This is a genomic window from Streptomyces sp. SUK 48 (genome assembly GCF_009650765.1).
GTDB lineage: Bacteria > Actinomycetota > Actinomycetes > Streptomycetales > Streptomycetaceae > Streptomyces.
Map to the genome: position 1 here is coordinate 7732719 of NZ_CP045740.1, position 11022 is coordinate 7743740.

Sequence of the window (11022 nt, forward strand, 5' to 3'; positions counted from 1 at the left end):
GAGCCGTTCGACGTTACTTACCGAGCCCGTCCGCGGAGCCGGAGGATCAAGGAGGGCGGGACGGCGCCGGCCGCACAGCAGGGGGCGTCGACGGTGCGGTCCGCAGCAGGCCCACGGCATCGGCGGGGAGAGGGGGCGCACCCGGCCGGGGTGGCGCGCCGGGGGCGCACGCTCATCGGATCGGATGGATGTCCGGTGGATCGCCGGTCCTGACGGCCGGATGCGAAGTCTGCTGGAGGGGCGGGGCCGGCAGGCGGCCCCGGCTCTGTGGCGGTGGCCGCCGGATCAGGGCGGACACGGACGAAGGGATGACCATGCCGACGATCAAGGCCGAATTCAGGGTCAACTCCAAGAACTGGGCCAGGTTCGAGGGGCACGTCTGGGCGGACGGGGCGACCGGCTCGCGTTCGAAGGCACCCTGACCGCCATCACGATGCTCGACCGCAGCCACGCCGGCTTCCCCAACCAGGTGCGCCTCGGGCACGGGGGCACCAAGAACAAGTACGAGCGCATGGAGTTCGAGATCAAGGGCGTCGAGCGGGAGAACACCTACCAAGTGGAGGGCCGGGGCAGCCGCCAGACCAATGACACCGTGGACTTCTACGTCGGCCTCAACGAAGGCTTGGACGGCTCCTACAAGGACGGCCCCGAGGTGACGTCGGTGGCCGGCGGCCCGGCCCAGCGTCTCAGCGCGTCGTACCAGAAGTTCGACTCGTACGACGCGCTGACGTACGACGTGAGGTTCGAAGGCTCGGCCCGCGCCGACGGAGAGACCGGGTTCGTCATCACCGGAACCCTCGACGGCGCCGAGCCGCCGGGTGTGGTGGCCGCCAATTCCGCGACCCTGGGCTACAAGACGGATTCCGGCTCCTGGCAGTACAAGACCTGAGCCTTCACGGAGCTGCCCCGGAAGATCATGGTCACCGGCAGCCGCAAGCCCGGCGAGGGGCTGACGGTGCAGCTGGGCGCCACCAGCGGTGTCGCGAACGCCTACCAGTACGGAGATCCGAAGACGGTCAAGCTGCCCGACACGTGCTGACCGCCCCCTGCACAAGCAGCTTGTCGGCTCAGCCCCGCACGGCCGCGGCCCTGCGGGGCTGAGCGCCTGACACGCCCTCTCCGGGGCGACGAGGACGAGGGCGCGCGGTCAGTCGCGTCCGAGGGTGCTCTCGCGGTGCACCAGGGTGTAACCGGCGTGGATCCGGCGGGCCCGCTGCCGTGGGGCGCCGTCGAGTTGGGAGAGGACCGACTCGACCGCCATCCGGGCGATGGACGCCTTGTCGGGGGAGACCGAGGTGAGGGTGACGGCGCCGAAGCGGCCCTCCACCACATCGTCGAAGCCGACGACCGCGACGTCCTCGGGGACGCGCAGCCCGCGTTCGGACAGCACGCGCAGGGCGCCGATGGCGATGAGGTCGTTGTAGGCGAACACCGCGTCCGGCCGATGGCCCGCGTCCAGCAGGCGTGCCATGGCCGCCGCCCCGTCGGCGTGCCCCCAGCCGTCGGTGGCGGCCACCAGCCGGCCGTCGGCCACGAGGCCCGCCGCGTCCAGCTCCTCGCGCCAGCCGCGCAACCGCAGGTGGGCGGGCTGGCTGCGGCCGCGCCGGGCGCCCAGGAAGGCGATGTCCCGCCGCCCCAGGGAGATCAGATGGCGCACCGCCTCGCGGGCGGCGGCGACATTGTCGATGGAGATGTGGTCGTAGGGCAGGTCGTACTCGCGCTCGCCGAGCAGGACGAGCGGGACGGGAGCCCGCTCGCGCAGATCGTCCGCCTCCAGTTCGATGGGGCTGAGGATCAGCCCGTCGATCACCCGGCTGCGAAAGCCCTGGCTGACCAGGGTCTCCTGGTCGCGGCGGCCGCCCGTGTGGTCGAGCAGGACGGTGTAGTCGTGCTCGGCGGCCGCGTCGACGACCTCGGCGGCCAGCTCGGCGAAGTAGGGATTGCCCAGCTCGGGCAGGGCCAGGGCGACGATCCCGGTCCGGCCCTTGCGCAGATGCCGGGCGGTGAGGTTCGGGCGGTAGCCGAGTTCGTCGATGGACTTCTGGACGCGGGCCCGCATCGCGGGGGTGACATGCGGCTGGTCGTTCACCACGTTGGACACGGTCTTGATGGAGACACCCGCGTGCGACGCGACGTCCTTGAGGCTCACCCGCACGACGTTCCTCCCCGTCCGGGCAGGACCCCCGGGCCGACGAACCGTTCCAGGCCCGGCGACCGGACCGCACCCGGCGTTCCGAACGGGTCGACGCCGGTTTTCCAACGTTATACGGTCCCGTGCTCCGTCCTGGCAAGCCCGGTCACCGGCGGGGCAACGGGGAGGGGGTGCGGGAGCCATGACGGGGCTCCCGCACCCTTCGAATGCAGATCCTCACAGGATGAGTTGACGTGTCGTCAGCTCAGTTTGAACTTCTGTGCGGCGGATCCGTTGCAGTCCCAGATCTGGAGCCGGGTGCCGTTGGCGGTGGCGCCGCTGGGGGAGTCGAGGCAGCGGCCGGACTGGGGGTTGAGCAGTGATCCGTCGCCCTGCTGTACCCACTTCTGTCCGCCGACGCCATTGCAGTCCCACAGCTCGACCTTGGCACCGTTGGCCGTGCCGTTGCCGTTGATGTCGAGACAGCGGCCGAGGGTGCGCAGCGAGCCGTCGGCGTTGTGGAACCAGTGCTGGTCGGCGGCCCAGGACTGGCAGTCCCACAGCTGTACGGCCGCCCCGTCGCCGCCGCTGTCATCGGCGGCCACGTCGACGCACTTCGCGCCCGTGCCGACGACCGGCGCACCGCCGTCGACGGAGAACTTCTGCGCGGCGGCGCCGTTGCAGTCCCAGATCTGGAGCCGGGTGCCGTTGGCGGTCGCGCCGCTGGGGGAGTCGAGGCAGCGCCCGGACTGGGGGTTGAGGAGCGATCCGTCCGCCTGCTGTACCCACTTCTGTCCGCCGACGCCGTCGCAGTCCCACAGCTCGACCTTGGCACCGTTGGCCGTGCCGTTGCCCTCGATGTCCAGGCATCGGCCGATCGTGCTCAGGGAGCCGTCGGCGTTGTGCTGCCAGTGCTGGTCCTCGGCCCAGTTCTGGCAGTCCCACAGCTGTACGGCCGTGCCGTTGGTGCCGGTGTCGTCCGCGGCGACGTCCACGCACTTGCCGCCCGGCCCGGTGATCGTGCCCTGGGGCCCGTTGGGCACGTCCGTCTCACCGGAGTAGCCGACGGAGACCACGTTCGACTGGACGGCGTTCTCGGCGGCGTCGGACGGGTAGCCGGCGACCATCACGCCCTCGAAGAAGGTGCCCCGGTTCCAGTTGCTGTTGTCACCGCCCGTGCCCAGGATGATGCCGCCCTCCTGGTGCATGGGCCGATAGCCGGAGCGGGTGGGCAGACCGCCGTCCCACCACGTACTCAGCGCCCCCGACTGGGAGTTGCCGCCCTTGAGCGCGTACTTGGTCTGCCCGTCGTTCTTCAGCACGGCGGTGACGAAGGGGCTGTTGTTGCCCCGGTTGGCGGTGTTGGAGCCGTTGTCGCCCTGGAACATGCCGTTCTCCATGTCGGCCTCGATCCACGGCCCCGACCCGGTGCACGGCGCGAAGTAGCAGGTGGTGGCGATGGAGACGGCGTCCATATGGCCGTTGCCGGTGTCGGCCGGGGTGCTCTCCGCGTTGCCGTAGTCGAAGCAGCAGTCGGAGCCGACATGCGTCCCGCTGGCCACCATGTAGGCGCCCTCGGCCTGCCCGTTGACCGCGACGCCGGAGGCCACCCCGGTGTAGCGGTAGCCCACACCCGGCGAGATCCAGATGCCGTACACCTTGTGGCCGCCCGCCGTCACCGCGATCTCGCTCGCGTCCGCGCCGCGGTCGGCGCCCATGCCGGAGGTGCCGGCCGGACCCGGGGTCAGGTCGTTGTGCCGCGAGGTCTGGTCGTAGACCTTGGTGATCCGGCAGGTGGTGTTCTGGCAGAACGTGTCCTGCTGGGCGGCGTTGGCGTATCCGCCCGCCGACAGCGGCCCGATGTCCGCGCGGGCCCCGTCCGAGGCACGCGTGACCTGGTAGAGGGGGCCGTTGTACGACGACAGCAGGGCGCGCGTCGTGCTGTGCGCGGCGACGCAGGGGGTGCCGGCGGCGCCGTAGATGTCGCACGGCAGCGAGCCCGCCGCCTGTGAGACGCCCGGCAGGGCGATCAGGGCGCCGAGGACGAGCCCGATCGCCGCGACGGCGGACAGCAGATGGCGCACGGGACGGAGGAGCGCCCGCCGCGAGGACCGGCGGAAACCGCCTCCTGCGGTGGATTTTTCTCTGCGCATGATGTGCTCCCGGTGCTGGGGGAGAGGGGGAGTGGAGCTCGGCCTGCCGAGGCGGCGGCAGGGCGCACTCGGCTCGGCACCTTCGCGGCGCCGGGCTCTACCAACGTTGTAAACGGGATCCGCCACATGACAGCACAGCGCCCACGGGGGCGTCCATCCCCGTGCGCGAATCCGGCCGCACGCCCGGCCGCGATCCGACGGAGGACCGTAAACCCGCTGCTCATAAGGGAGTTGGCGGCGCCCGTGGCAGGCTCGTCGAAGAGCGCAGGTGCTCCGGAGACTCCGCCGGGCCACCCTTCACGGCGACGAAAAGCCCCGCTCGAAGAGTTGCGTACCGCGGGTTGACATCGGGTTTGACGTTCCATCAATGTCTACAACGTTGAAAAGCCCGCCTGTCGTACCACCCTCCGCGATCGAGGGTCCAGGTGGCCTCGTCTCTTCAGCCCCCGCCCCTTCGTTGCATCGTTGAGGATGTGATCGGCGCGTGAACGTCTCCCCCCGAGCCAAGGCTCTGACCGCCGCAGTGCTCACCGCCGGCCTGTGCCTGGCCGCCACCGGATGCACCAAGTCGGACTCCGCCGGCGGCGACTCGGGCGCCTCGGCGGCCGCGAACAACGGCTCGGCCGCCTCCCAGCAGGTCGCCTCACCCTCGGCGGCGGGCCCCGGCTGTACCTACAAGACGTACGGCGGCGGCGTTCCCCGGCTGGACATCACCGACGGCAGGACGGTCGTCGGCTTCTCCCAGTCGGAGTCGACCAGCAATCCCTTCCGCGCCACCGAGACCAAGAGCATCGAGCAGCAGGCGAAGAAGCTCGGTGTGAAGCTCATCGAGCGCAACGCCAACGCGGACGTCAACACCCAGAACTCGCAGATCGAGGACATGATCGCGCAGGGTGCCAAGGTCCTGATCGTCGCGCCCGAGAACTCCGACGGTCTCGGCCCCGCCCTGGCCAAGGCGAAGTCCGCCAAGGTCCCCGTGCTCACCATCGACCGCACCGTCGGCGGCGCCGCCTGCACCGACTTCATGGCCTTCATCGGCTCGGACTTCTACCACCAGGCACAGCTCGCGGCCGACGACCTCGCCGGCGCCACCGGGGGCGGCGACGCCCATGTCGCCATCCTCACCGGCACCCCCGGCAACAACGTCACCACCGACCGGACCAAGGGCTTCGAGGACCGGGCCAAGGCGAAGTACCCGAAGATGAAGGTCGTCGCCTCGCAGACCGGCAACTTCGCCCAGACCGACGGCCAGAAGGTCATGGAGCAACTGCTCCAGTCCCACTCGGACATCAACGCCGTCTACGCGGAGAACGACGAGATGGCGCTCGGCGCGATCCAGGCCATCAGGTCGGCGGGCAAGACGCCCGGCAAGGACGTCAAGGTCGTCTCCATCGACGGCATCGAGCAGGCCGTCAAGAACGTGGGCGCCGGTCAGATGGTGTCCGACATCGAGACCAACCCGCGCTTCGGCCCGCTGGCCCTCCAGGCGCTGAAGGACTTCTACGGCACCACCGGCGTACAGCCCAAGGTGATCATCAAGGACGGCCACTTCACCGCCGACAACGCCAAGCAGGCCCTCGACCAGGGCCTCGTCTACTGAGCCACGGCCGAAAGGCGAGGCAGGCGGCTGCCGCCGGCGGCCCGCACGAGGAGGAAGACGTTGGTCCAGCAGGGCCGGGCACCTCAGAGCGACTGGATCCTCGAAGTCGCCGAGGTGGACAAGAGCTTCGCGGGCGTCCACGCCCTGCGGGGGGTGGACTTCCGCCTGCGCCCCGGTGAGGTGCACGCCCTCATCGGCGAGAACGGCGCCGGAAAGTCCACGCTGATCAAGGTGATGACCGGTGTGTACCGGCCCGACGCGGGGCGGGTCCGCCTCGCGGGGGAGGACCGCGCCTTCCGCAACCCTCTGGAGGCGCAGGCGGCCGGCATCTCCACCATCTACCAGGAAGTGAACCTCGTCCCGCTGATGTCGGTGGCCCGCAACCTGTGCCTGGGCCGCGAACCGCGCCGCTTCGGCCTGGTCGACGTACGGGCCGTCAACCGCATGGCCCGCGAGACGCTGACACGCTACGGCGTCGACGTGGACGTCACCCGCCCGCTCGGCAGCCTCGGGCTGGGCGCCCAGCAGATGGTGGCGCTGGCCCGCGCGGTGCGGATCGACGCCCGCGTGGTGGTGATGGACGAACCGACCTCCTCGCTGGAACCCCGCGAGGTCGAGACCCTCTTCTCGGTGATCCGCGGCCTGCGGAGCCAGGGCATCGCCGTCGTCTACGTCAGCCACCGCCTCGACGAGCTGTACGAGATCTGCGACCGGGTCACCGTGATGCGCGACGGCGCGGTCGTGCACACCGGCGACATGGCCGGCCTGGAACGGCTGAAGCTCATCTCGCTGATGCTCGGCCGCGAGATGTCCACCGTGCGGACCAAGGGCGCCACGGCGTTCGGTGACGGCCGGCACGGGCCGCACGGCGCGGACGGCGGGGACGGTCGGCACGACGGGGACAGAGAGGACAACGGGGACGGCGGGCGCGGCGGCCGTGACGACGTTCCGGTGCTGCGCGCCACCGGCCTGACGGTCCGCCACAAGGTCCACGGCGTCGGCCTCGACATCCGCCACGGCGAGGTCGTCGGACTGGGCGGCCTGCTCGGCGCGGGCCGCAGCGAGACCGCCAAGGCGATCACCGGCGCCCTCGCCACCGACGCCGGCACCGTCGAGGTGGAGGGCGTCCCCCTCGCCCGCCGGAGCCCGGCCGCCGCCATCAAGGCGGGCGTCGTGATGCTCGCCGAGGACCGCACGTCCGAGGGCATCCTGCCCAACCTCTCCGTCCGGGAGAACATCTCGCTGGCCCTGCTGCCCCGGCTCGCTCGCGGGGGCGTGGTCTCGGGGGCCAGACAGGACGACGTCGTGCGCTTCTTCATGGAGCGCCTGCGCATCAAGGCGTCCGGTCCCGACCAGAAGGTCAGCGACCTCTCCGGCGGCAACCAGCAGAAGGTCCTGCTCGCTCGCTGGCTGTGCCTGGACCCCAAGGTGCTGCTCCTGGACGAGCCCACCCGGGGCATCGACGTGGGTGCCAAGGCCGAGGTGCAGGCGCTCATCGACGAACTCGCCGAACAGGGAATCGGGGTGCTGCTGATCTCCTCCGACCTGGAGGAACTGATCGAGGGCTCGGACCGGCTCGTCGTCCTCAAGGACGGCCGGGCGGTCGGCCACTTCCAGGGCGGGGACATCACCGAGCGGACCGTCCTGGACACGCTCGCCGCCGCCTCGTCCTCCGAGGACCCGCACCACGAGGACCCGCGCCACGAGGACCCGCACAGCGAGGACCCGCACCACGAGGACCCGCACGGTGAAGACCCGCACGGGGAAGCCCCGGCCCCGCCCCCCGACGACAACCCGACGCAGGCCCAAGGACGTCCGACCGCCCCGGCCATGACGAAGGAGGAGCCCCGATGACGCCCACGGCCTGGGCCGCCCCCGGCCCGCTGGACCGGGCCCGGCTGACCCGCCTGCTCCAGTCGTACGGCGTCTACGCCGCGCTGCTCGTCCTGTTCGCCGTGGCCGCCGCCCTGGACGGCTCGTTCCTCTCCGCGGGCAACGTCCGCATCCAGCTCTTCCAGGTCGCCCCCACCCTGATCGTCGCCCTCGGCATGGCCCTGGTCATCGGCACGGAGGGCGTCGACCTCTCGGTCGGCGCCGTGATCGCCCTGGCCGCCTCGGTCGTCCCCCTCTACCTCGGCTACGGCGCGCCGCTCGCGGTGCTGATCGCCCTGGTCTGCGGCGCGGTCTCCGGCGCGGTCGGCGGCACCATGGTCGCTTTCGCCCGCATCCAGCCGATCGTGGCCACCCTCTCCCTGATGATCGGACTGCGGGGCGTCGCCGAGCTGATCAACGGCAACTCCGCCAAGCCGGTCACCGACTCCGGACTGCTGGGCCTCGGTTCGGACGGGTTCGCCGGTGCCCCCGTGATGGCGTGGATCGCCGGGGCGTGCGCCGTGCTGACCGCGCTGCTGGTGCGCCGGACCACCTTCGGCCGGCAGCTGGTGGCCATCGGGGACAACCGCCGGGCGAGCAAGCTGGCCGGGCTGCCGGTGCGCCGGGTGCTGGTCACCGTCTACGTCCTGTCCGGCGTCCTCGCCGCCCTCGCCGGCGCGATGATCGTCGGCCACGGCGCCGAGGCGGACCCCGCCAACCAGGGTCTCAACATGGAGCTCGACGCCATCACCGCCGTCGTGGTCGGCGGCACCCCGCTCACCGGTGGCCGGGTCCGGGTCCTCGGCACCGTGGCCGGTGCGCTGTTCATGCAGCTCATCACCGCGGTCCTCACCCAGCACAACGTGCACACGTCCTACACCCAACTCGTGGAGGCCGTCATCATCTGCCTCGCGGTCTACGCCTCACAGGAGCGAGGTACCCGATGACCCCCTCCGCCCTGCGGCCCGCCACCCTGCCACCGCGCCCTGCGTCCGACGCCGCGCAGCCGGCCGCCCTGCGCGAGTGGCTGGCCTCCCACATCCAGCGCCGGGGCGCCCTGGCCGTGCTGGTGCTGATGGCCGCCCTCGCCTCCGCGACCTCGTCCACCTTCCCCACCTGGTCCAACATCTCCAGCATCCTCGGCAACAACGCCTTCGTGTGGCTGCTGGCGCTGGGCATGACCTTCGTCATCCTCACCGGTGGCATCGACCTGTCCGTCGGCTCCGTGTACGCGCTGGGCGGGGTGCTCGGCGCCTACGGCGCGCACACCGGCGGCACCTGGCTCGCCGTCGTCCTGCCCGTGGCCGTCGGCGCGCTCTGGGGCACCGCCCAGGGACTGCTCGTCGCCCGCGCCCGGATGGCCCCCTTCATCGTCACCCTCGCCGGACTGCTCGGCGCGCGCGGTCTGCTCCAGGCGCTGACCGACGAGGGGGCCACCACCTACCTCGTCCCCGCCGACTCCGCCTTCCGCCGCCTGGGCGACGGCACCTGGGTGCCGGTCCTCCTCGTGGCAGCCCTCTTCGCGGCCGGCGCGCTGCTGCTCACCCGCACCCGGTTCGGCGCCACGGTCACCGCGCTGGGCGGCAACGAGAACGCCGCCACGCTCATGGGCCTCCCCGTCGCCCGCACCAAGGTCCTCGTCTACGTCCTGTCCGCCACCCTCGCTGCCGGCGCCGGCGCACTCGGCAGCGCCCGCCTGGGCTCCGGCGTCACCACCATCGGCGTCGGCTACGAACTCACCGCCATCGCCTCGGTGGTGATCGGCGGCACGCTGCTGACCGGCGGCAGCGGCTCCATCGGCGGCACGGCGAGCGGTGTGCTGGTGCTGGCCGTCATCCACAACCTGATCGACCACTACTTCTCCCCGTACGGCTCCGCGTTCACCGACACGGTCAACGGCGCGTTCCTGGCCGTCGTGGTCCTCGTCCAGGCCCTGCTCAGCCGCACCCGGCAGACGGACTGACGCCGCCGACCTACCGAAGGAGTCCCGTGGGCGTCAGCCTGAAGGACGTCGCACAGCGCGCCGGGGTTTCCGTCAAGACTGTGTCGAACGTCGTGAACAACTATGTCCATGTCTCCCCCGGCACCCGGGCACGGGTGCAGCGGGCCATCGACGAACTCGGCTACCGGCCCAACCTCGTCGCCCGCCATCTGCGCAACGGCCGTACCGGCATCATCGCGCTGGCCGTCCCCGAGCTGGGCAACCCCTACTTCTCCGAGGTGGCCGGCGCCGTCATCGACGCGGCCGCCCGGCACGACTACACCGTGCTGCTCGACCACACGGCGGGGCTGCGGGAGAAGGAGATCCTCGTCTGCCAGGGCTTTCGCGCGCAGATCATCGACGGCCTGATCCTCAGCCCGATCCGGATGGCGACGGAGGACCTGCTCGCCCGCACGGACACCTCGCCCCTGGTCCTCCTCGGGGAGCGCGAGTACGAAGCCCCCTTCGACCACATCGCCATCGACAACGTGGCGGCGGCGCGCGCCGCGGTGCAGCACCTGCTCGACACCGGCCGGCGCCGCGTGGCCTTCCTCGGCGCCCGCCACGAGAGCGCGCGGGAACCCGCCCGCCTGCGGCTGCGCGGATGGCGCGAGGCACACACCGCCGCCGGTCTGCGGCCACCCGAACCCCTGGTCATGGCCACCGACGGCTACGACCGCCAGGACGGCGCCGTGGCGATGGCCGCCCTCCTGGACCGCGGTGAACGGCCGGACGCCGTCTTCGCCTTCAACGACCTCGTCGCCCTCGGCGCCATGCGTGTTCTGGCCAGCCGCGGACTGCGCGTCCCTCAGGACATCGCCGTCGCCGGCTTCGACGACATCGAGGAGGCCCGCTACGCGGCCGTTGCCCTGACCACCATCGCCCCCGACAAACGCGCCATCGCCCAGATCGCCGTGGACTGCGTCGTGGAACGCATCGCCGCCCGGACCGCACCGGTCCCACGCCGGATCCTGCCGGGCTTCGAACTCGTGGTGCGGGAGTCGACGGTGGAGCGGCGCGGCTGAGACGGGGACGGTGCCGGTACGACCGCGGAGCGGACCGTGCGGCCGCACCCCGGCACGCACGCCCCGGTGACCTTCGGCGCCTCTGCCGGCTTTCCCCGCGCACCGCGTGGACGAGGACGAAACACCCATCACGCCCCGGCCCGCTCCGCCGGCGCCGCCACGCCCGGACGCCCGCGGTCCGGACAGCGGTCGTACCCGCGCGGCGACCGATCGCTTCGCTGACCGTCCGGGGTCGGCGACGACTTTTGTACAAGGCCGGG

Annotated in this window: 9 protein-coding genes; 7 read left to right on the forward strand and 2 right to left on the reverse strand. The window is 71.6% G+C overall.

Annotated elements, in window-relative coordinates:
• Positions 1 to 433 precede the first annotated feature (433 nt).
• Both GHR20_RS34395 and GHR20_RS38210 read left to right on the forward strand, forming a co-directional pair.
• Complete coding sequence (locus GHR20_RS34395) at positions 434 to 889, forward strand: hypothetical protein (protein WP_153815450.1); 456 nt, start codon at positions 434 to 436, stop codon at positions 887 to 889.
• Positions 890 to 916: 27 nt separating this feature from the next.
• Positions 917 to 1039, forward strand: coding sequence for a hypothetical protein (locus tag GHR20_RS38210; protein ID WP_275549802.1), 123 nt, complete (start codon positions 917 to 919; stop codon positions 1037 to 1039).
• Positions 1040 to 1147: 108 nt separating this feature from the next.
• Here the strand turns inward: GHR20_RS38210 and GHR20_RS34400 are convergent, their stop codons facing one another.
• Complete coding sequence (locus tag GHR20_RS34400) at positions 1148 to 2155, reverse strand: LacI family DNA-binding transcriptional regulator (RefSeq protein WP_148023532.1); 1008 nt, start codon at positions 2153 to 2155, stop codon at positions 1148 to 1150.
• A 236-nt stretch (positions 2156 to 2391) separates the two neighbouring features.
• A complete protein-coding gene (locus GHR20_RS34405; RefSeq protein WP_208446858.1) occupies positions 2392 to 4284 on the reverse strand; it encodes an arabinofuranosidase catalytic domain-containing protein in 1893 nt (630 codons plus the stop codon).
• A 484-nt stretch (positions 4285 to 4768) separates the two neighbouring features.
• Between GHR20_RS34405 and GHR20_RS34410 the strand changes: the two genes are divergently transcribed.
• From GHR20_RS34410 to GHR20_RS34430, 5 genes are read left to right on the forward strand one after another with little or no spacing between them, the layout of a single operon-like run.
• Positions 4769 to 5884 (forward strand): ABC transporter substrate-binding protein, encoded by a 1116-nt coding sequence (locus GHR20_RS34410; protein ID WP_243878220.1) that lies wholly within the window; start codon positions 4769 to 4771, stop codon positions 5882 to 5884.
• A 60-nt stretch (positions 5885 to 5944) separates the two neighbouring features.
• Positions 5945 to 7738, forward strand: a complete 1794-nt coding sequence (locus tag GHR20_RS34415; RefSeq protein WP_153815451.1) for a sugar ABC transporter ATP-binding protein — start codon at positions 5945 to 5947, stop codon at positions 7736 to 7738.
• Positions 7735 to 8703, forward strand: a complete 969-nt coding sequence (locus GHR20_RS34420) for an ABC transporter permease (RefSeq protein WP_153815452.1) — start codon at positions 7735 to 7737, stop codon at positions 8701 to 8703. The genes GHR20_RS34415 and GHR20_RS34420 overlap by 4 nt, the downstream gene beginning before the upstream one ends.
• A complete protein-coding gene (locus GHR20_RS34425) occupies positions 8700 to 9719 on the forward strand; it encodes an ABC transporter permease (protein WP_153815453.1) in 1020 nt (339 codons plus the stop codon). The genes GHR20_RS34420 and GHR20_RS34425 overlap by 4 nt, the downstream gene beginning before the upstream one ends.
• Positions 9720 to 9745: 26 nt before the next feature.
• Complete coding sequence (locus GHR20_RS34430; protein WP_153815454.1) at positions 9746 to 10762, forward strand: LacI family DNA-binding transcriptional regulator; 1017 nt, start codon at positions 9746 to 9748, stop codon at positions 10760 to 10762.
• Positions 10763 to 11022: the final 260 nt, after the last annotated feature.